This window comes from Emticicia soli, assembly GCF_037860775.1.
Lineage (GTDB): Bacteria > Bacteroidota > Bacteroidia > Cytophagales > Spirosomataceae > Emticicia > Emticicia soli.
Genome location: NZ_JBBEWC010000027.1, coordinates 1 through 21,767 on the forward strand (window position 1 = coordinate 1; position 21,767 = coordinate 21,767).

A 21,767-nucleotide genomic window follows, 5' to 3' on the forward strand; every position below is an offset into this window, starting at 1 on the left:
GAGTCTTGGTAAACCCATTTTACAAATCTTTTGGCTCTTATCAAACTTTTGACATATACTCAGACAATTTTTATTTATCCAAATGATTGTAAAGTATTTGCAGTAAACGAAAAGGTTAGTTTTTTTTCAATACAATTTGTTCGTTTTGTTTGGCTATCATTTTATTGTATAGCTCACGCAAATCGAAATACTCATCGGCCGTAAATACCGATTTATTTAGCAATAGCTGGCTCATTATTTCTATCAAGCCGTTTTCGGCTTTTATCATGAATAAGTACTTGCCTTTATTGCCGGGTAAATACAAATTGGTGTAAGAAGGCATGCTTTCAACACTATAGTTTTTCGGAATAGTATACTTTGCGCTCATTGTTTCTTGCATATTATACCCGAAATCAACCGGATATTTGCGTTCTGACTGAGTGAAAGGATTCTGTTTCTGCGTTTCCCAGAGCAAAGGCTGTATAAATATTCTATCACCTGCCACTGTATACGCTTCATTTATTGTTGTTTGGCAATTGATATTTAACTCTTTGCTTTCGCTCTCTTTCAATGTAAATACCGGAGCTTCAAAATTTGTGTATTGATTTTTGAGTTTTTCGAAATATTTCTCTTCACTTAGGTCATTGACTTCTGCCTTTTTTTCAGAGCTGGCATAGCCATAATAATATTCGTTAAAGTGTCCTTTCAGCTGCTGGTCTTCTTCTATCGAAAAAACCAATTGTGTATTCACATATTTTTTTTCTGTAGGCACAAGCGACACCCATCTCGGATTTTTAGAAACAAGCCAGCCTCTATCATTCAAGCACCGTTTAGGTAGCATATTCATCTTCACGTATCTATCTGTTGCATCTAACATAAAATCTTTGCCTTTTACCATCAAATGCGCAACACTATAGTTAAATCTGTCAATAAGTGCTATATCGGGCAATACCTTTCCATGCGAACGGGTGCTTAGTACTACAGGATTTGCATCAAAGCCTAGCTCTTGTAATACTGCTACTAGTATCAGATTTATTTCAGTAGAATTGCCTATTTTCTTTTCATAAATCTGGTCTAATTTAGCAGATACTCCTAACCTTGCCATTTCATTCCAGCTCATAGTATTCCTTATATAGTCATAGGCATTCTCAACGAGTACAAGTGTATCTTTAGAGGCCGATTTGGCTATTACTTCTGCTGCTATCTTTTTAGCAGTTTTACCAAACTTTCGTAATGGGCCGCCGTAATTATCATCTTGTAGAAGTGTTTTTGTAAGATCTTTGTAAGTAATAGAGTAGTTTCGCTCTCCTCCACCCGGAAAAAAGGTTCTTGCAAGCTCAAAATCAATAGAGCTTCTATAATCTTCTACGGTAGTCATAAAGTCATCGGCCTTTATGGCTGGCAAGTCTTTCATAGCAAAGTGGTACGAAAGATAAGGGTCTTCTATTTGCTGTCCTTTCCCATCGGTGCGAGAAATAAATGCCCCACGCCCTTGCTTTACATCTTTAATCGCAAACGGATGGTACCCAAAGTAGGTAATTTTAAAATCGAAATACCCGGGAATAAGAGCCTTAATACCGCTCCAAACAACAGGGATATCTTTCTGGAATGCCCATGTGCGCAGGTGATACCATAAAGGTGAGGTAAGGGTATAGCTCAAATCTATAACTGAACCCTCTTTTACCTGTGGAAACACAAGTTTCATTTCTCTGACATTATCAGACGATTTTTCTTCGAAAATAGACTTCTTTGTCAGTTCCGACATTTTTACGTTACCATTTTCAAGATTATAAGTAAAGCCTTTAATGTCTTTTACTAATTCTTGTCTATCAGCGCTTGAACCCCACTGAAACGGAATATTGATTGTACCACGCTCAAGACCCGATTTCTTAAGAATTTTTATTCGGGTATGAAAAGTATAAACAACCTCTGTCGAATTCTGAAATGAGTAAGAATAATCTGCGAAATTGTATAATACGACAGCCTCAGCAGAAGAATCTTTTGGATAAGATTTCATCTCTAAATCAGCCATATTAAATTGTCCGAATGTAACCTTGGGTTCTGTAACCTGCGAAAAAACCAAATGAGAATAAATAGTCAACAATAGCAAAACTGCTGTCTTTTTCATATAAGAGGGATGTAATGTTTAAATTTCACTGGGCAAATGACAAATATCAGGCAGATATTTTGTCACTTAAAAATAGAAGCATTTTTTTAGTCAAGCTTATTATCTTTGATTTACAAATTAACAAAAACAAAACCACAATATTGTGTGAGTAGACAAAAAATTAGGCCATTTCTTTCGGAAAATGGCCTAATCAGAGAAAATATTCAAGAATTACTTAATAAGTACTTTTATCACAACCGGCTGGTGGTCTGATGGGTAGCGTTGTTCTTTTGCATCTGTCAATACACCATACTTTAATACGCTGATTCTTTTGTCTACAAAAATGTAGTCGATTCTGTTTTTCATAGGCGCATCAAACTTAAAGGCATTAAATGTACCTTCGGGGCCATAAGGAGGAGTAATGCTAGCTCTTTGAGAGTCGTTCAAAAGCGTTTGCATCTCTTTAATTTGCTCTGTTTCAGGTGTTGAATTAAAATCACCTGCGCATATTGCTGGCGCATCTTTTGCTATCTCTTGGATTTTTTGTACCATCAGTTTACCTGACTGGCGACGCGCCTCTACCCCTTGGTGATCGAAGTGCACACTAAAGAAATAAAACTCCTTTTTGGTGGTTAAATCTTTAAATTTTGCCCAAGAACATATTCTGTTACAACAAGTGGCATCCCAGCCTTTACCCGGTTTATCGGGTGTCTCACTTAACCAGAAATCGCCTGATTTAAGCACTTTAAATCGGTCTTTTCTGTAAAAAATGGCCGAATGCTCACCAGCTTGCTTGCCATCGTCACGGCCGCTACCTAAAAAAGCAAATTCTTCTAGTTCGGCAATATCATCTAATTGTCCACGCAGCCCTTCTTGTGTACCAAAAACATCAAATTCATGAAAGGTAATGAGCGCTTTTACCATTTCTTTACGATTTGGCCAGGCATTTACGCCATCATTAGCTGTGTTATAACGTAAATTATAGGATGCAACTGTAATAGGTGTGTTTTTTTGTGCGAATCCGGCAGAGGCAAACAAAATGCCACAAAGCAGGAAAATAAATGCTAATCTCATTTAAATGGTGAAGGTTTTGGTTGAAAATTGAATCTGAATACAAAAAATTTACATTTCCGTATCAAGCGCAAAGTAAATCATAGATTCGTAATTCTTATAAAAAACTACCATTAAATTAAAACCTATATTTTAATAATTTCATAAAGATAAAAGGGCCGGTAACGCTATATACCAACCCTTTATCGAACTGATTTACCTTATGAAAAAATTATTAGTTTTTCTTTACAAGTAGTTTCAACGTATCTGAATTAATACCTGTAAAAATGCCTAAACCATTAGCAATGCTTGATGGTGGAGTGCTAAGATTCTGCGTGGTTGTGCCACTAGACTGATAAAGCGCCGAATAATCGGGGTTGATTCTATACAGAATCACATCGTAATTTCCGAAGTACTCAAGGCTCTGTGGCTGAATATTATTATGCGTGCCCAGAAGGGGCTCGTTTGTGAATCTGAACCTGAAAGTCGGAAACTCAGAGCCTGTAGGCGGAATAATTATTTGCACAGGCTGGGCCTCCGTGTTTTCGACGGCTATAAAATGATACACATTTTCAGGGTTGCTCCACGAAAGTTCAATCGGTGTATTGTCATTACCTCCGCCAAAACCACCACCTCCGGGAAAACCGCCACTCGATAAATTGACTTGTGTTCGATATACCTCAGTAGCACTAATTGCAAACCCTGTTGGTTTTTCCGGAATTTCAGTCTCGGCACTTATGGTTCTACCTTTGTATTCAAACTCCATTTTGTATTTTAATGATGCCCCTTCTATCAGTTCGCTGTCGTCAGAAGCGTAAACACCGCCACCTATCGATTGCAGAATGAAAACTTTGCCATTGCTACCCGTTATTTTAATACTGAGCCCATCTATCGGCTCTGAAACCCCCTCTGAAGTCTCAGCATAGGGTATTTCGGTGTACACTTTCAAACTTACCGGATGACCCGGTGCCAGATAAGCTTCTATAATTGGTTTTTCGCCCGACTCAATCACATCGTTGGTTTCTGTACAACTTATTAAAAGCGACTGAATCAATAAAAGAGTTAAGATGATATATTTTTTTCCCATTGCTAATATTCTTATTTAAGTTTCCATGTTACAGTAACATTGGGCGTAAAACCCAGATAATTGACATTGGTAGTTTGCAGCACTGTCAAGTCTTCGTCGGTAATTACCTGGAATCTCTTATACCATGTATTCGTACGATTATATAAGTTGAAAACCGCAAAACTTACATTAAACTTCGGACTAAAATTATAAGTAGCCGAAATATCCATGCGATGATAAGCCGGAAAACGGTTTGCGTTTTTATCAGATGGATTCGTAAAGTTTCTGATAGTGCCATCTAAAAGCGTAACCTGATATGCCCCTAGAATTGAAGTATATGGACGCCCACTCGAATAAATCCAGGTAGCGGCTAAATCCCAGTTTTTATATTTATAAGAACCTACAACTTTGAATTGATGACGCACATCTTGGTCAGAATAATACGGTTTGTCAGAGAAAGCGGCTATACTCCTTTTGGCTTCCGACAATGTGTAACCAATCCAGCCATTAAAATCACCAAACTTCTTCTGTACCAAAATATCAACTCCATTAATGGTCTCGTCGCCATTAAAAAATGTTTCGCTGGCACTTAGCATTCGGTTTAGCTGAGGTACAAATCGCAGCGTATATTCTGTAATGTCGGTACTCTTTTTTTGGTAAAACTCTACATCGAACAAATAACCTGAGGTTTCGTAGCTACCACCAATAATAAGGTGCTTAGAACGAGTAACCGGAAGCGTAGTAGAATTAGACAAAACCCAGAAATTGCGGTTTCCCTGCGATATATCTTCACGGTTAATCTGTTTCACAAACTGATAATAAATACCCGCCGCACCTTTGAGCTTAAATTTAGGAGTCAGGTTAAAATTGGCTGATATTCTAGGCTCAAAATAGTTTTTTTGAGTTACATCAAAATAAGTCATCCTGATACCCGGTGTGATATGCAGTTTTGTATCAAACAACTTAATGTGGTCTTGCACATAGGCTATATAAGTACTTCCTGTATCATCACGGTCTAAAACCTTAATCGTATCGTTTTGGCTGTAGGTGTATTTAATGTTGTTTCTTGTAGCCTGTAAACCAAAATCAAGCTGATTATTACTTATTGGCTTCCACTCAAAGTCTATCTTGGCCGTAATGTCCGACAAGTTATTGTCTTCTATCTGCCCTACTCTCACATCTCTATTTACACTATCACGAGTGATAGTCATTAAACGACTATTATCTCTGGTACTGTAATAGTTTGAATAACTAATAAGGGCATTGCTATAAAACTTATCACTCCATTGTCTGGACCACTTTAAGCTACCACCCAGGTTTCCCCAGTTCGAAATATCATTACTTGCAGTATTAAACCCTCTGCCGCCAAAACCGCCGCCACCTCCCCCCGGAGGGCCGAAACCTGTTAGACTTGAGCTACTCGAGTTATCCATATTATCGGTACCATTGTAAAGGCTTAGCGAGAATATGTCTGTTTTTGTAGGTCTGAAAGTCAATTTTGAGTTCAAATCATAGAAATAAGAACTAGCCACTTGTTCTTGCCCAAATGAACCGAATGGGTTACGCCCAGTTCCGCCGGGCAAACTACCGGTTTGTGTATTCTGGTTTGTATTTTCGGTAGTAAATCGTTCAAAAAGCTTTTTGTAAAGTGGTCCTTTCCATGAGCGGCGTGCTGCTACCAAAAAAGTCCATTTGTCCCCAATTGGTGTTTCTATATAGCCATTGGCACTTAGTAAGCTAATGTCGGCTCCGGCATTGAATTCTTTTTTATTCCCTTCTTTTCCGGTTATTTCGGCCACGGCTGAAATCCTCCCACCGAATTTCGCATCAAAGCCGCCTTTGTATAATTGAATATCCTTTATCGCATTGTAGTTGAAGGCAGAGAAAAAACCAAAGAGGTGGTCGACATGATATACCGTAAAACCATCATACAGAACCAGAGTCTGGTCGGGAGTTCCTCCACGCACATATAAGCCAGACGAAGACTCATTAGAGGCGCTTACTCCAGGCATCAACTGAAAAGCCCTGAAAGGGTCTCTTTCGCCTACATTGGGCAAACGGGCAATGTTCCTAGGTGTCATTTTTATCATACCTACCACTTCGTTCGCCTTCAAAACCTCGGTTTTCTTTTCTGATACCGTTACTTCTTCCAACACTCCCGTAGCTGGTTCTATTTCAATTCTTAGGTCTGCCAGATTTACTCTTGGATTCAGGTGGTAATAACGGGTAATAAACCCAACGTAGCTTACCTCAAGTGTAACAGTATCAGCCGGAACTTTCAATAAGGTGAAATACCCATCAACGTTGGTCTGGCTACCTGTTTTAGTATTCCTGATATTCACGGTAGCAAAAGGCAGGGTTTCGCCGTTTGTAGCATCTACTACTTTTCCGGTTAGTGTAAAATCGGTTCTGGTAGGTTGTCCTTCAAATTTTACATCGGCAATGGTTTCTATTCTTTTGTTTTTGCCAATAATGTGTATTATCTCATTTTCGTCAAGATAAAATTTTAGAGGCATTTTCTTGAAAACGGCTTTAAGCCCATCCTGAAAAGTTTCATTGGCAAACCAATAGGTAATATTATAAGGTTTTAGCTCGTCCTTATCATAAACCATCTTAATCGGATATTTCTTCTCCATTTCGGCCAATACATTGGCTAATGGGATATTATTGAAGAACTCATCTTTTATTAGTGGATTATTGACTGTAGATTTTTTAGAATTCTGCGCATACACTTCTCCTGCAAGGCAAATCCATAAAACAATTAATGAAAAGTAGGATAGTCTTTTTCTCATATAGGCATTACAATTAGTTTTTTTGTCAATGACGCAACCACTAATATTTCAGATGCCTGTCTTTTTTGAAGTGTATAGAATCAATCGGTTTGTGTATATCTAAGCCTCATGATACTTTGCTTTAAAAATATCAATAAAGCGTCTCCCTATCGGAATCTCCTGTTTATCAATCAAGAGCTTAGTCTTTTGAAAAGAGGTAATTTTATCTAATGAAACAATATAAGACTGATGAACCCTACAAAACTGGCTCTCAAGTAATTTACCTTCAATCGTCTTCAAATTCATGCGAGTCAGTATAGGTCTGGTATTATTTTTTATGTATATTTTTACATAATCTTTCAAACCTTCAATGTATAGTACTTCGTCATAAAACAGCTTAATCTGCTTGTATTCAGAGTGTATAAAGAAAAACAGGCGTTCTTCAGTCACTATTTTAGGGGTTTCAGCTTTTATTTTCAGCAGATGAAGTTCAAAAGCTTTATTGACCGCTCTCAGAAAACGTTCGAATGGAATAGGCTTAAGTAAATAATCAATTATGCTCAAATCATAGCCTTCAAGTGCATAGTGTTCATAAGCAGTCGTGAAAATCACCATTGGTGGGGCTGTAAGTCGTCGTAAGAATTGCGTACCCGTAAGAGTTGGCATCTGAATATCCAGAAAAATCAAGTCAATTTCATTGTTTTGTAGAAACTGTTCAGCATCTAATGCGCTCGAGAACACCCCTGCCAATTCAAGAAAAGAAATTTTATGTATATCATCGGCAAGTATTTCAAGGGCAAAGGGTTCGTCGTCAATAGCTATGCACTTTACAATATCTCTATTTTTTGGGCTCAACATCGTCTAAAATAAGGGTTAAATCTATACTGAAATACCCTCCTATGTTCACAATATTCAATTCGTGCCTGTCAGGGTAATGTAGTGCCAATCGCTTTTCTACATTCTGAATACCAATGCCCGAATCTTCTGCGTTTACAGGGAAGTTATTAGCAAAGACGGGATTTCTAACGAAGAGGTTCAGCGTATTTCCATCAACCTTTAAATTAATTTCTATTTTGCTCTCTTTTTGGCTGTGCAGGCCATATTTAAAGGCATTTTCAACAAAAGGTATAAACAACAATGGTTCTATACTCCATTGCTCTATGTTGCCTCCGTATGTAAACTTTACCTCGTTGTTTTCGGGCAAGCGCATTTTTTGTAGCTCAACATAGTTTTGCAGGTGGTTAATCTCTTGTACAAGTGGTACTTTATCATATTTGGCCTGATAAATCATGTATCGCAGTAATTGTGAGAGTTTCACAACCGAATCTTCTGTCATATCTGATTTCTGTCGTGCCAACCACCTGATGTTATTAAGAGTATTAAACAAGAAATGAGGGCTAATTTGCAACTTCAGCACTGCTAGTTCGGCAGCTGTTTTCTCTAGCGCCATTTGTTGTTTTTCTTCTTTTTGTATACTCCGTTCTTTTATTAAGGCCAATAATGAACTAGCTAGTATCACTAACAGAAAAGAGATAGTTACCCTGAATAAAAAAGGGAATGGCATGAACATTGGCCCCGGTGGAGGCATTCTATGTCTGAAGCCCGATAAATCTTGTGGGGGTATTCTTGGGAAATTAGGCCTTCTGAATGTTTCAAAAGTGAACTTGTTAAGTAGCAGAATAAACACAAAAATAGCTACCAGATACAATACAAAAGCCAGTGTGTTTTTTTTTATAAACAGGTTTGGTGTCAGAAAGCTCAGATTGAAGTAAAAAACTGCAATAAGCATGAAATCGTTAATCAACTGCGAAAGTAAGAACGACGAAAAGCCTGGTTGACGAAAGAAATTAAAATTATTGTTGGGCGATGTCAGAAAAGGCATAATAATAAATATTATCCAACCAATAATATGCAACCAAACTGAATAGCGTCGTATGAAATTCATTGAAAACAATTTAAGATAAGCAATTAACAAACCATAAACTACTATAGAATGCTGTGTAGATGTACATAAAAGAGTTAATCAGTATATGATTAACCACATTGTGTAGATAAGTGTATAACATAAAACTCAGATTAGACTTATAATCAGTCCGGAGCAAAACGCTAGTACTTTAATACCTCATAATACCTGTTTAATAAAAATCTACACAATTGATTGACGAATATACACAAGCTACTGCATTGGTAATAATATACGTTAATTGGTTCGACAAAATCAATTAACCTGCTTATGAGTCCTATCATTTCAAAGCCAATTTATCTATTCTCAATTGCATGGCTACTCAGTTACCCAGCTTTGTTGTCGGCTCAGAAAACACACGGTGCAGCTCCTAACTACAAAGTTGTCTTCCCCGAAAAAAAAGTAAATACTATTGAAATCACCCTTAATAAGAGCCAATGGGATAGTATAAGAACTGATATGAAAGAAAAATACGGTAACGATTTTGGTGAAAGTCGCCCACCAATGGGTGGCGGAAGGCCACCGATGCCACCCGCTGGTAATCCAACAAGTCCATTTGCCCCGCTACCAGACTTTGCAGATAGAGGGATGATGCAGTTTGGTAAAGGTGAACCTAAATACTTTTCAGTTTCTGTAAAATTTAAAGATAAAGTTTATTCAAGCACAGCTTTTCGTTTGAAAGGCAACTCAAGCCTGACACAAGCTTGGGGAAGAGGCATCTATAAACTACCGTTTCGCCTCGATTTTGGTCGTTATGCAAAGCAAGATTTATATGGCTTTCGTACCCTTTCGTTTTCGCCGGGGATTAATGACAAATCACTTATAAGAGAAAAAGTAGCAGCAGATATTTTTCGGCAAGCAGGTATCCCTGCTGCGCAAACAGCCTTCTATAAGGTTTATATCGATTTTGGAGAAGGGAAAAGGTACTGTGGAATTTATACTTTGGTAGAGGTAATTGAAGATACTATGATAAAAACTCAATTTGGCGAAGATAATGGCAACATCTATAAGCCTGAATCATCTTTTACAAAGTTTAAAGCCGAACAATTTGAAAAGAAAAATAACAAAAAACAAGCCGACTGGCAAGATGTACAAGCTTTTATAAAGGCACTCAACGACTCCACACGCCTGACAGACGATGTAGCATGGCGCACAAATCTTGAAAAAACTTTCAATGTTGACCACTTTATTAAATGGCTGGCTATTAATACCACAATAGTCAACTGGGATACGTATGGAGCACTACCGCATAATTTTTATCTCTACAACTCCCCTACTCACAAACTCACCTGGATACCCTGGGACAACGACCTAGCATTGGATGCAAAAATGGAAAGGCCCGAAGGTTTCAAACCTCCTGATGGCTTTAAAACGCCCGAAGGATTTAAGCCTCCAGAGGGTTTCCCACCGCCAATGGGTGGCGGTGCTATGGGTAGAGGTACCTCATTGTCATTGAAAGAAACTGGTAAAAACTGGCCACTTATAAAATTTATTGCTGATGATGTTTTTTACTATGCCAAATACAAACAATATGTAAAAGAGTTTGCTGAAAGCATTTTTACGCCGGCACGAATGAATACGCTCTTTGAGCAGAATCATAAGCTGATTGCTCCGTATGTAATAGGTAAAGAAAAGGAACAAATGCCTTACTCATTCTTAAAAAACACCGAAGACTTCCAAAACGAATTAGCGCATCTGAAAGAACACGTAGTTAGGCGCAACAAAGAGGTAATTCTGTTTTTGAAATAACATATTGTGTTTATAGAGGGGCAAAACTTAACAATTTCTTAACATAGTCTACACATTTATGTTGGTTTTCGACACCCTGTCTCCATTTTTTAAAGGTGCTCGTCTCTTTTGGTATAAGCAACAATAAAAATTATTGATACACCAATATGAATAGACTAAATAGCAGGTTGCTCATAGGTTTTTCTCTGTGGGCAACACTCTCTTGCAAAACACTTAGCGAAAGTGTAGACGCCACTCATGCAGGCTTAACCGACTGGACAACAGCTACCCATAGTAACGATGCAAAGCCTGATTATGACGTAGTTTTTCCTGAAGACAAAGTGAATAGTATTGAAATAACCATGACGAGCGAAAACTGGGAAGCCATAAGAGCTGATATGATTTCAAAAGCAGGCAATGATTTTGGTGCTGGAGGTAATATGCAGGGCGGAAACGAACAAAACCCCAATAATAATGGAGGCAATATGGGTAACCCACCAACAAACGGCGGTAATCCTAATAACGGGCAAACACCTCCTACTAATGGAGGCAACCCTAACAATGGACAGAATCCAACGAATGGCGGCGGAGGTTCTTTAGATATTATTCCAGGAGACCCTATTTATGTACCTGTTTCTTTCAAATATAACGGTAAAGAGTGGTACAAAGTCGGTTTTCGTTTAAAAGGTAACTCCAGTTTATCACAAGCCTGGTCGCAAGGTATCTATAAACTTCCTTTTAAACTACAGTTCGATGAATTTGAAGACGATTATCCCGAAATCAAAAATCAGCGTTTTTATGGATTCAAAGAATTATCTATGGCACCCGGACATAACGATAATACTTTAATGAAAGATAAAATTGTGGCCGACCTTTTCCGCTCGGCGGGTATTCCGGCGGCTCGTACTTCTTTTTGCAAGGTGTATATTAATTTTGGTGAAGGCCTGAAATACTGCGGCGTATATACCATGATAGAGGTTATTGACGATACAATGGTAGAAAACCAGTTCGGAGAAGAAAACGGTAATATTTACAAGCCAGAATCAACGTTCCAGACATTTAGCCAGGCAAATTTTGAAAAGAAAAATAATGAAACAGCCGCCGATTATAGTGACGTTCAATCGGTTATTACTGCGCTGAATAGTGCAGATAGGCTAACTAATCCGAGTCAATGGCGTACAAATCTTGAAAAAGTTTTTAATGTCGACCATTTTTTGAAATACCTAGCCATAAACCATACTATCGTCAATTGGGATTCTTACGGCGCAATGGCTCATAACTACTATTTATATACACCAACAACTACCAAGAAAGTAACTTGGATTCCGTGGGATTTTAACCTGTCAATGACCTCGACGAGTACAAACGGCAACCAGCAAGGTGGCGGCACTATGGGTAGAGGTGTGTCATTAGAAATGACAGAGGTAGGCACTAATTGGCCACTTATACGCTATCTGGCTGATGATGCCACCTACCTTGCTAAATACAAAAGCTATGTACAGGATTTTAGTACCAATTACTTCACCAGCGCCAAAATGAATGCGATTATTGACAAGCACTATAATTTAATATCACCTTATGTAATTGGTACTGAGCCCGAACAAACCAAGTACACTTTTTTGTCTAATGCTGCGGCCTTTACAAGTGGTATTGAGCAGTTAAAACAGCACGTAGTAACCCGTACCCAAGCAGTTAACACTTATCTTAAATAAGCCCCGACCATTAAGGTGTGCATAGCTAAGGGTATGCCACCTTATAAATCACAATTTGATTTCACAGCCTAAATCAATTTAAACAAACCAAATTCATCGATGAAAACAGCGTATTTTTTTGATGAAATCGAAAACCTTACTCATTTCTTTGAGCCGATTTCTCTTAAAGAAATGGATAGTGTGAAACTCATGGACCGGGTAGATGTAAAATACGTTATACCCCTGCAACTCCTGCCACAGATTCTGCAAGATGCCAGAGAAAATTATCGGATTCTTGAAGTGGCAAACAAGCGTTTATGCCATTACGAAACGCTTTATTATGATACCTCAGACCTGCTTCTTTATAACAACCATCTTAAGAAACGAGCCAGTAGATACAAAATCAGGTCGAGAAACTATGTAGATTCTAACCTGAAGTTCTTTGAAATAAAATTCAAAAACAATAAAGGACGAACAATTAAGACCAGAATCAAACGAGAAACAATTGATGCTCAAATAGATTTAGCATCAGCAGCATTTCTGGAGCAATCGACACCCTTTTACCACCACGATTTTATGGGTGTTATCTGGGTCGACTACACCCGAATTACTCTGGTAAACAAACAGTCGCAAGAAAGACTAACCATTGACCTCAAACTTACTTTCAGAAATAGTCAGCAACAAAAAGCTTATCCTGAAATTGCAATTGCCGAAGTAAAGCAAGCAAAATCAATGGGTTCTCCTTTTATCGACCTCATGCGAAAATATCATATCAGACAAGGCTCTATCAGCAAATACTGTTTCGGAATCATCAGCCTTTTTGAAGATATACCTCACAACGCATTCAAACCACATTTACAAAAAATTCATAAATTAATTAACCAATATGATTTTGCTTCAGGAACTCATCTCTATCGACCAGTTTCAATTGTTTGACAAACTTTCAACCAAGCTTTTCTTAAGACTATGTGTCGATTTAGCCGCCATTTTTATCTTAATCCGTTTTATTTATTTCCCAAATTATAAAAGAACCGACCTTTTCCTTACATTTTTCGTCTTTAATCTAATTATATTTCTTATTACATATTTACTAAATAAGGTAGAGATGTCGATGGGGGCCGCATTTGGTTTGTTTGCAGTATTTTCAATGCTTCGTTACCGAACCGAGGGTATTTCGGCAAAAGATATGACCTATTTGTTTCTTGTAATTGCTATTGGCTTAATAGCTGCTATCAGCAAGGGAAGCTGGATAGATTTGGCTATATTTGCTATTATCATTCTTGGGGTTACGCATTTGTTAGAAAGCGGCTGGCTTATCAAAAAGGAACACTCAAAATTAGTGAGCTATGAAAACATAAAACTGGTGGCACCAGAGCATTATGAAGCACTATTGGCCGACCTTAAAGCACGAACCGGGCTGAATGTACACAGGGTAGAAATTCAGGAATTTGATTTTCTGAAAGACGCTGCCATTATGACCATCTATTATTACTAAGCCGAGTATATTTTAATCGATAAACACTAAAAGCTAAAAGCAACAAAATGAAAAAATGTTTTTTTATTCTGATTCTCTTACTCCCACTGATTAGCGTGGGCCAGACAAAAACCACAAATTTATGGACTGGCATAAACCTAAGTAAAAGCATTACCAAGAAAATATCACTCGAACTCGACGGGCAATGGCGTATAACCAACAACCTGAGCACAACAGGCTCTTATATTGCCGAATTAGGTGCAAATTACAAATTTAATAAGCGTTGGGAAGTGAGTGCATTTTATCGTTTCATCAGCCGTCGTAAATACGACAAAGGTGATGCGGCTTATGTATTTCAGCCTTATCATAGGTTTTATGCTAACCTTACCTACGACCGTAAAGTTGCGTTTTTAAAATTTGCCTATCGCTTGCGCTATCAAAATCAGTTTAAAGACGATAACGGCAATCTCGAAAACAACAAAAGCTATTTGAGAAACCGACTGGAGGTATCTTACCCGAATAAAACTAAGTTTACGCCAGCAATTTCAGCAGACTTATTTTACAGAATGGGCGAAGCCTTTGATGAGCTACGCTATAAAGCTGAGGTTGATTACAAATTCAATAAACGAAATGCGCTAACCCTCGGCGGGTTTGTATCACAAGAATTTACTGATTCAAAACTAGACGACTTCACTATTTTACTTACCTACAAGTTAAAATTATAAATCTTGTAAACAATAATTTTTAAATTTATTGCACGGTCTAAGCAAAAATTTCAAATTTAGCAAACTAATTATTAGGGGTATGATACAATAAATAAGATTAAGATTCGCTATTAAAGAAAAGTATCTATTAATAAAACGGTTGGTTGGAGCAGAAGTATAGAGTTAATGAGGTCTTTGGTTTTTGATGCAATAAACTTATCATATAAAAGTTCAATTATTTCTTAGTATATATACATTAGGTTAGGAAATTTTGTCCTAATTGTTAATTTTAATGTTTTTTTTTGAAAAAGTTTGCGAGTATCAAACGAAAAATCTACTTTCGCAAAGAGTTGATTATCAAATACTTATCTGTCCTTAAATACTAACCCCTAATAAAGTATAAAAAATGGAATTCCGTACTGAAATTGAAGTGAGTCCGTCTCGCTTCCGTATCGGCACTGACTCCAAAATAATGACCGTTGGTTCTTGTTTCTCTGAAGTCATTGGAAGTCAATTAGCCGATAATAAGATTCAATGCTTATGCAACCCTTACGGGACTGTTTTTAATCCTTCTTCAATTTTCAAGTTGGTTAGCAATAGTCTGCAAAACCAACCGGTTTACAAACATCTGATGGTTGAAAACTCAGGTATCTGGCAGCACTATGATTATCATTCAAAATTCTACGCTAATACAAGGGAAGAGCTAGAAAGTTTGTTGAATCAGACCAACAAAAAATCGCAGCAGTTTTTAAGAAAAGCCAACTTTCTGGTTATTACATTAGGAACAGCAATTGTGCACCAGCTGAAAGAGAACGGTTTAGTAGTAGCCAACTGCCATAAAGCTCCGGCATCTACTTTTAAGAAAGAGGTATTAAATGTAAAAGATATTACTCTGCGTTTCAGTGCGATGTATGAGCAACTGAAAATGCATAACAACAAAATCAAGATTTTACTAACGGTAAGCCCGGTAAGGCATACCCGCGAAACCCTGCAACTAAATTCTGTAAGTAAAAGTATTCTTCGTACGGCTTGTTATCATATTGAGCAGGAGTTTAACGATGTCCATTACTTTCCGAGTTTTGAAATAATGATGGATGACCTGCGCGACTATCGCTTCTATAAAGCAGATATGATTCATCCGAATGAGCAGGCAGAAAAATATATCTTTGAGAAATTCTCAGAAACCTATTTTACCGAAGACCTCAATAGTTTTCTGAAGGAATGGCATAAAGTAAAAATGTCGTTGGCACACCGCCCAATTCAGACCGATACCCCTGCGCACCAGAAGTTCCTGGCAGATTTGTTAGAAAAACTAGATGGTTTCAGTGATAGATTTGATGTATCGAGCGAAAAAGAAAAAGTACTTTCTCAACTAATAGCAGCGTAAATAGAATTTGAGTTATATTCTACTTTCTAATCTGAAACGATATAAGTATCAATTAGCGGATTTATCTGCTTAGCCGGATTTTATTTTGATTCGGCTAAGCAGTTGCTAAACTGAGCACCCCACCATGCAACATTATCTTCTTACCCATGTTGTAATGTCAGTCATTCATTTTAGAATAAGCAAGCCCACCTTTTTATCCATGAGCCATTGCGGCCAAATTAAAACCAAGGGTATTATCCCTTTAATACGCACTTGATATTGTTCTCTTGCATTTTCTATGATAAGCTAATTTTGTGTCAGCTTATTTCAGGGCGAAACAACTTTTCTTAAGACGAGACACAACAAAAAAGCCCCTAAAAAAAGGGGCTTTTTGCTACAAGCGTATGAAAGATTCATGTAGAATCTAACGTCTTGATGAGCCTTTTGAAGCTCAAATGTTTTTTGTTTCAAGGCTGATTTTGAGAACAGGCCTACCAACTAAAAATTTCTGTTGATTGTTCTCTATTATGGCTTAATTAGATTGGCTGAGCTTTTTCATAGGTAGAGCAGCCAGTAAATTAATTTATATCTTTGTCAAAAGTCTTATTGGCATTTGTTGTGGTAACGCTATACTAATAAGTGTCATTTGTACAAATATAATAGATTTAATATTAAATAAGAATTAATTTTGGTAGCACAATATAATTTTGAAATGCTTTCTACAAAAATTTGAATGATGTAAGCCTGCTTTTTAGTGATATTATGCGTTCATCATTTGTTTTTTGAGGTAAAGCTGGATTTCTTTTCTTTTGTAAAAAGGATAAAACATGATTAAAACTGAGCGATTAAAAGTTAAAGTTGATTGGGTACGGGAGCTTATTTTTTTCTGGGGCTTCTTTATTCTGATGTCGCTCAGCCACTGGAATTTCCTTTCATCAGTTAAAGAAATAACCGAAGGTTTTCTTCATTTTCTTATTCTTTATGTGTTGGCTATTTTTTATCGTGTATTTGTTTTTCCGCTTTTTACTAAAGGTCAGCTTAATAAGTTTTTATTTTTTACGGTTGTTATACTAGTCTCTGGCGGTATTTTCTTATTTGTGGCTGATTACTTCTGGTTTTATCCTGAATTTCATCAGGCACAGAACTGGGTCAAGATGGGACTATTATATATTGCCACTACTTCGGTTAGCATTATTACAATGGAAGCTATCTTTTTGCTTGAGCATTTTTATAGGCAACAGGTAAGAAGTAGTAAACAGATGCTACAACTGAGCGAAGCCCAAACCAAACTATTGCAAGCACAATTGAACCCGCATTTTTTGTTTAATACTCTCAACAATCTCTATGGTATCAGCATTCAGGAGCCTGCTCGTATGCCTGTTATGATTATGCAATTATCGCAGCTGATGCGTTATCAGGTTGAATCAGGCACTAAACAAAAGGTGAAATTAAGCGATGAAATTGAGTACCTGAATAATTATATAAATTTAGAAAAAGAGCGAATCGGGCGACGATGTAATGTAACATATAACTATCCGAAGCCATTAGAAATGCTGAGTAATTATCAGATTGTCCCATTATTGCTCTTGCCACTTATCGAAAATGCCTTTAAACATAGCAGCGGTACTGTAAAAAAATGCTTTGTATCGATTAACATTTCAATGAAAAGCGGTATTCTCATATTAGATATACTCAATTCTGTGCCTGTGCTCAAGCCTCAATTGGTCTCTACGGGTGTAGGAATTCCCAATACTCGACAAAGTCTGGAGGCATTTTATCCGGCACAATATAACCTTGATTTATCGGAAGTCGAAAATCAATACCGAACACTTCTTACCTTAAACTTAAATCCTAAAACGCATGAGTGATAATAAGCAGATAAAGAGTTTGAAGTGTATCATTGTTGACGACGAACACGGGGCGCATTTGGTGCTGGAACATTATATTTCGCAGATTGAAAGATTAGAAGTGATAGGTAACTGCGAAAATGCCATAGAAGCTATTAACCTGATGCATCATAAAAAAGTAGATTTGATGTTTCTGGATATTAATATGCCACAGATGAATGGTTTTGAAATGCTGAGCACTCTAAAAAACAAACCACTGGTGATATTTACAACGGCGTATTCTGATTATGCTCTTGAAAGCTATGCTTACGATGTAGTTGATTATCTATTAAAACCTATTCAGTTTACTCGTTTTCTAAAAGCTGTTGATAAAGCCTTTTATCATTATGGTTTGGGGGTACCCGATAAAACCATTAACACGCCTCCTTCGGCGCAATATGAAACATCTTTGGTAATAAGGGTAGATGGCGATTGGATCAGGGTAGAAATAGAAGATATAAAGTATGCTCAAAGCTGGGGAAATTACATAAAAATTTTTACCGATACTCAAACCTTTCTCACAGCCCTGACACTCTCAGAGCTTGAGCAGCGTTTACCTCGCACACAATTTGTGCGAGTTCATAAATCTTATCTGGTTTCAATAAAGCGGGTTACACGTATCAGCGGTAATTCTTTATTTATAAGTGAGTTATCATTACCTGTCGGGCTAACTTATCGTAGGGAACTAATTGAACAATTTAAGTAAAAAGTTTAAAGGCAAAACACCCAAATGTTCATTTCGAGCAAAAGAAAGTTGAAATTGTGTTACGGATTATTTATATTTTATGGTATTTTTGAAATCAAAAAACAGACCATCATATTATTTATTGTAAATAATATATTTAAGCCATGGTAAGTATATCACTAACTTTTAAAATTAGCTATTATGTTAAAAATTAATTTCTCAGAAATCCCATTTCAACCGCATTTTTCTGACTCTAATGTTCAAATTAAGAAATTATAATATAGAAATTTTTAAGGATTGTTTGGGTTCTTTAAGAAGACCATGTACTGGCTGTGACTTCATCAAGTAATATCATTTCTGCTATCCTTATTATTATTTGATTTGTTCCTCAAAAAATCCTTCTATTTTTAAACAGAAAATAAAATCCTGATAACTTCTTGGTTTTTATTCATTTTGTCAATTAATCATCTCAAAAAGTACATTTAAAAGATTTTGATTAGGAATACCTATACTAAGCATGATTAGGTATAATTATTCAAATTTCTTCTCACTAACCTTTTATTTAATAAAAAACTAAACCTACTACTAGGTTTAGGATAGTAGCTTTTTGTTTTCAAATTAACAGAACCATAATCGTCTAACTATGCGAATTTTTTATCTTTTATTATTTCCATTACTGATAAGTATGAGTTCATGGGCACAGGTACCAAAGGGAATTCCTTATCAGGCGATAGCCAGAAACGCTAGTGGTAATGCTTTGGTAAACCAGAACATTGCCGTTAAGTTTACCATTTTTACAGGTAGTGCAAGCGGAACAATTGCTTATGCTGAAAGACATACTACCACAACCAACTCACTGGGTTTGTTTACGCTTACAGTAGGTATGGGCACCCCTATTTTAAATACGTTTAACAGCATTAACTGGGCTGTTGGAAGCAAGTTTATGCAAGTAGAACTTGATGCAGCAGGGGGCACAAATTATGTTAATATGGGTACAACACAAATGATGAGTGTTCCCTATGCTTTATATGCAGAGACGAGTGGTACACCTGGAGTAACAGGAGCCACAGGGGCAACAGGCCCAACAGGTGCTACTGGTGTTGCAGGGCAGCAAGGACCGCAAGGTATTCAAGGAGCAACAGGTCCGCAAGGAATCGCAGGGCCAACAGGTGCTAGGGGGGCAACTGGCCCTACCGGAGCAACAGGGCCGCAAGGTGTGCAGGGTATTCAGGGAGCAACAGGTCCGCAAGGAATCGCAGGGCCAACAGGAGCGAGAGGTGCAACAGGCTCTACCGGAGCAACAGGGCCACAAGGCATACAAGGTATTCAGGGCGTAACGGGGCCAACAGGGGCACAAGGCATACAAGGTGTAACGGGAGCAACGGGGGCACAAGGTATACAAGGTATTCAGGGCGTAACGGGGCCAACAGGGGCACAAGGCATACAAGGTGTAACGGGAGCAACGGGGGCACAAGGTATACAAGGTATTCAGGGCGTAACGGGGCCAACAGGGGCACAAGGCATACAAGGTGTAACGGGAGCAACGGGGGCACAAGGCATACAAGGTATTCAGGGTGTAACAGGGCCAACAGGTGCACAAGGTGCCACTGGAGCAGTTGGAGCAACAGGGCCAACAGGCGCACAAGGTATTCAAGGTGTAACAGGCTCAACAGGTGCACAAGGTAATACCGGAGCTGTAGGTGCAACAGGCCCTACTGGCGCACAAGGTATTCAAGGTGTTACTGGTGCCACAGGTATTACAGGTCCAACAGGCCCTACCGGAGCAACAGGTCCGACAGGTTCACAAGGCATTCAGGGTATTGGAGGGTCAACCGGAACAACAGGAGCTACAGGCGCCACAGGCCCGACAGGGGCTACGGGAGCAACAGGAGCTACAGGTATTCAGGGAGTAACAGGTCCAACAGGAGCACAAGGTGTAACAGGAGCAACAGGTCTTATAGGAGTTGCAGGTCCAACTGGCGCTACAGGGGCAACAGGTCCAACTGGGGCCGATGGTGTTACAGGCCCAACTGGTGCTGTTGGTTCGACGGGAGTAACTGGTCCAACTGGCCCAACTGGTGATACAGGACCACAAGGTGTTACGGGCGCAACCGGAGCTGATGGTGTTACAGGCCCAACTGGAGCTGATGGAGCTAAAGGAGATACTGGAGCAACAGGGTTAGTAGGACCAACCGGACCTACTGGTCCAACAGGTGCTACCGGAGATACCGGTGCGACAGGCTCAACTGGCGCAACAGGGCCTACTGGCCCGACGGGTGACACGGGTCCAACAGGTGCTACAGGTGCCGATGGTGCTAATGGTCTGGCAAGTGTTACAACTAATGCAACTCTTAGCGGCGATGGTACTTCAGGCTCACAATTGGGTATTAATTTAGCTAATGCAAATACATGGTCTGGTACCCAAACCTTTACAGGCAACCCTTTGACAGTGCAAAATGGAAGTTTATCTGTAACCAATAATACCAATAGTAGTAATGGGATAAGAATTCAGGAACCTTCAGGGTCTGGTACAGATTATGTTGGCCTTAGAGCACCGGCAGTAAGTAGTTCGATAAATTTGATTTTGCCTGCTTCTGCGGGTACCGCTGGGCAGGTAATGGGAGTTTCATCTGTATCATCTAATGATGTTCAGCTAGGTTGGGTAACACCTTCTTCAGGTGGAAGTTCTTCTACACTTATTGTAAGAAAAACTAGTGATAGTCAACCCATTAGCAATAATACAACTCCGCAAGATGATGCCGATTTATTTCTAGACCTTGCCGCCAATAAAACTTATCATATAGAAGGAGTATTGATGGCAAGGAGACAAAATACAGGGAGTGGATACGGAATTAATTATCAATATTCTTACTCTGGAACACTCACAAATGTTTCAATAGTTTATGCATTCACAATTCCAGCCACTGATGTGAATCTTTCAGCTTTAATGAATAATTCACCAATAGGAAATACGTCTAATCCAAGTTTAGCAACGCCAACACGTCTTGAATTGTATTTGACCACAAGTACTGCAGGACGCTTGAGAGTTAAATGGGCCCAAAATACTTCAGGCTCAAATCCAACTATTGTAGGTGCAGGTTCATTATTAAAGGCAACACCACTTAACTAACAAAGATTATGAAAAATAGTATTAGCACTATGATGTTACTTTCTGGTTTGTGGGTAGGTTTGGCAAATGCACAAAGCGTAAGCCCACAGGTAGTAGCTTCTGCTGGAGGTTACACAGCCACTGGCAATGTTCAGGTATCGTGGACATTGGGCGAAACCTTCACTACC

At 38.4% G+C, this 21,767-nt stretch carries 15 protein-coding genes; 9 read left to right on the top strand and 6 right to left on the bottom strand.

The window, feature by feature from the left end; translation table 11 throughout:
• Positions 1-115: 115 nt before the first annotated feature.
• From WAE64_RS24590 to WAE64_RS24615, 6 genes are all read right to left on the bottom strand, one after another.
• The gene (locus WAE64_RS24590; protein ID WP_340240831.1) at positions 116-2,107 is read right to left on the bottom strand and encodes a DUF3857 domain-containing protein; all 1,992 of its coding nucleotides are present in this window, start codon (positions 2,105-2,107) and stop codon (positions 116-118) included.
• A 210-nt stretch (positions 2,108-2,317) separates the two neighbouring features.
• Complete coding sequence (locus WAE64_RS24595; protein WP_340240833.1) at positions 2,318-3,160, bottom strand: endonuclease/exonuclease/phosphatase family protein; 843 nt, start codon at positions 3,158-3,160, stop codon at positions 2,318-2,320.
• A 211-nt stretch (positions 3,161-3,371) separates the two neighbouring features.
• Entirely contained in the window at positions 3,372-4,223 is an 852-nt protein-coding gene (locus WAE64_RS24600; RefSeq protein ID WP_340240835.1) for a DUF4249 domain-containing protein, read from the bottom strand.
• Positions 4,224-4,234: 11 nt separating this feature from the next.
• The gene (locus WAE64_RS24605) at positions 4,235-6,994 is read right to left on the bottom strand and encodes a TonB-dependent receptor domain-containing protein (protein ID WP_340240837.1); all 2,760 of its coding nucleotides are present in this window, start codon (positions 6,992-6,994) and stop codon (positions 4,235-4,237) included.
• A 99-nt stretch (positions 6,995-7,093) separates the two neighbouring features.
• Positions 7,094-7,831 carry a LytR/AlgR family response regulator transcription factor gene (locus tag WAE64_RS24610; protein WP_340240839.1) on the bottom strand — a complete coding sequence of 246 codons (738 nt, stop codon included), beginning with the start codon at positions 7,829-7,831 and terminating at the stop codon, positions 7,094-7,096.
• Complete coding sequence (locus tag WAE64_RS24615) at positions 7,812-8,918, bottom strand: sensor histidine kinase (protein WP_340240841.1); 1,107 nt, start codon at positions 8,916-8,918, stop codon at positions 7,812-7,814. Before WAE64_RS24615 ends, WAE64_RS24610 begins: the two co-directional genes overlap by 20 nt.
• Positions 8,919-9,206: 288 nt before the next feature.
• On the opposite strand from WAE64_RS24615, the gene WAE64_RS24620 reads away from it, so the two are divergent.
• The 9 genes from WAE64_RS24620 (at position 9,207) to WAE64_RS24660 (ending at position 21,600) form a co-directional block, all read left to right on the top strand.
• Positions 9,207-10,685 (top strand): CotH kinase family protein, encoded by a 1,479-nt coding sequence (locus WAE64_RS24620; protein WP_340240843.1) that lies wholly within the window; start codon positions 9,207-9,209, stop codon positions 10,683-10,685.
• 146 nt (positions 10,686-10,831) lie between these two features.
• Positions 10,832-12,376 carry a CotH kinase family protein gene (locus WAE64_RS24625; protein WP_340240845.1) on the top strand — a complete coding sequence of 515 codons (1,545 nt, stop codon included), beginning with the start codon at positions 10,832-10,834 and terminating at the stop codon, positions 12,374-12,376.
• A gap of 99 nt (positions 12,377-12,475) precedes the next feature.
• A complete protein-coding gene (locus WAE64_RS24630; protein ID WP_340240846.1) occupies positions 12,476-13,291 on the top strand; it encodes a polyphosphate polymerase domain-containing protein in 816 nt (271 codons plus the stop codon).
• Positions 13,242-13,850 (top strand): DUF4956 domain-containing protein, encoded by a 609-nt coding sequence (locus tag WAE64_RS24635; protein ID WP_340240847.1) that lies wholly within the window; start codon positions 13,242-13,244, stop codon positions 13,848-13,850. Before WAE64_RS24630 ends, WAE64_RS24635 begins: the two co-directional genes overlap by 50 nt.
• A gap of 47 nt (positions 13,851-13,897) precedes the next feature.
• Positions 13,898-14,554 (top strand): DUF2490 domain-containing protein, encoded by a 657-nt coding sequence (locus WAE64_RS24640; RefSeq protein ID WP_340240849.1) that lies wholly within the window; start codon positions 13,898-13,900, stop codon positions 14,552-14,554.
• Positions 14,555-14,939: 385 nt separating this feature from the next.
• The gene (locus WAE64_RS24645; protein ID WP_340240851.1) at positions 14,940-15,920 is read left to right on the top strand and encodes a GSCFA domain-containing protein; all 981 of its coding nucleotides are present in this window, start codon (positions 14,940-14,942) and stop codon (positions 15,918-15,920) included.
• Positions 15,921-16,726: 806 nt separating this feature from the next.
• Positions 16,727-17,767, top strand: coding sequence for a sensor histidine kinase (locus tag WAE64_RS24650; protein ID WP_340240853.1), 1,041 nt, complete (start codon positions 16,727-16,729; stop codon positions 17,765-17,767).
• Positions 17,760-18,491 carry a LytR/AlgR family response regulator transcription factor gene (locus WAE64_RS24655; RefSeq protein ID WP_340240854.1) on the top strand — a complete coding sequence of 244 codons (732 nt, stop codon included), beginning with the start codon at positions 17,760-17,762 and terminating at the stop codon, positions 18,489-18,491. The genes WAE64_RS24650 and WAE64_RS24655 overlap by 8 nt, the downstream gene beginning before the upstream one ends.
• A gap of 622 nt (positions 18,492-19,113) precedes the next feature.
• Positions 19,114-21,600 (top strand): hypothetical protein, encoded by a 2,487-nt coding sequence (locus WAE64_RS24660; protein WP_340240856.1) that lies wholly within the window; start codon positions 19,114-19,116, stop codon positions 21,598-21,600.
• Positions 21,601-21,767 lie beyond the last annotated feature (167 nt).

What these genes read in the sequence shown, in the direction of transcription:
- WAE64_RS24590 (WP_340240831.1), bottom strand. Translation starts at nt 2,107, where the DNA reads ATGAAAAAGACAGCAGTTTTGCTATTGTTGACTATTTATTCTCATTTG.
- WAE64_RS24595 (WP_340240833.1), bottom strand. Translation starts at nt 3,160, where the DNA reads ATGAGATTAGCATTTATTTTCCTGCTTTGTGGCATTTTGTTTGCCTCT.
- WAE64_RS24600 (WP_340240835.1), bottom strand. Translation starts at nt 4,223, where the DNA reads ATGGGAAAAAAATATATCATCTTAACTCTTTTATTGATTCAGTCGCTT.
- WAE64_RS24605 (WP_340240837.1), bottom strand. Translation starts at nt 6,994, where the DNA reads ATGAGAAAAAGACTATCCTACTTTTCATTAATTGTTTTATGGATTTGC.
- WAE64_RS24610 (WP_340240839.1), bottom strand. Translation starts at nt 7,831, where the DNA reads ATGTTGAGCCCAAAAAATAGAGATATTGTAAAGTGCATAGCTATTGAC.
- WAE64_RS24615 (WP_340240841.1), bottom strand. Translation starts at nt 8,918, where the DNA reads ATGAATTTCATACGACGCTATTCAGTTTGGTTGCATATTATTGGTTGG.
- WAE64_RS24620 (WP_340240843.1), top strand. Translation starts at nt 9,207, where the DNA reads ATGAGTCCTATCATTTCAAAGCCAATTTATCTATTCTCAATTGCATGG.
- WAE64_RS24625 (WP_340240845.1), top strand. Translation starts at nt 10,832, where the DNA reads ATGAATAGACTAAATAGCAGGTTGCTCATAGGTTTTTCTCTGTGGGCA.
- WAE64_RS24630 (WP_340240846.1), top strand. Translation starts at nt 12,476, where the DNA reads ATGAAAACAGCGTATTTTTTTGATGAAATCGAAAACCTTACTCATTTC.
- WAE64_RS24635 (WP_340240847.1), top strand. Translation starts at nt 13,242, where the DNA reads ATGATTTTGCTTCAGGAACTCATCTCTATCGACCAGTTTCAATTGTTT.
- WAE64_RS24640 (WP_340240849.1), top strand. Translation starts at nt 13,898, where the DNA reads ATGAAAAAATGTTTTTTTATTCTGATTCTCTTACTCCCACTGATTAGC.
- WAE64_RS24645 (WP_340240851.1), top strand. Translation starts at nt 14,940, where the DNA reads ATGGAATTCCGTACTGAAATTGAAGTGAGTCCGTCTCGCTTCCGTATC.
- WAE64_RS24650 (WP_340240853.1), top strand. Translation starts at nt 16,727, where the DNA reads ATGATTAAAACTGAGCGATTAAAAGTTAAAGTTGATTGGGTACGGGAG.
- WAE64_RS24655 (WP_340240854.1), top strand. Translation starts at nt 17,760, where the DNA reads ATGAGTGATAATAAGCAGATAAAGAGTTTGAAGTGTATCATTGTTGAC.
- WAE64_RS24660 (WP_340240856.1), top strand. Translation starts at nt 19,114, where the DNA reads ATGCGAATTTTTTATCTTTTATTATTTCCATTACTGATAAGTATGAGT.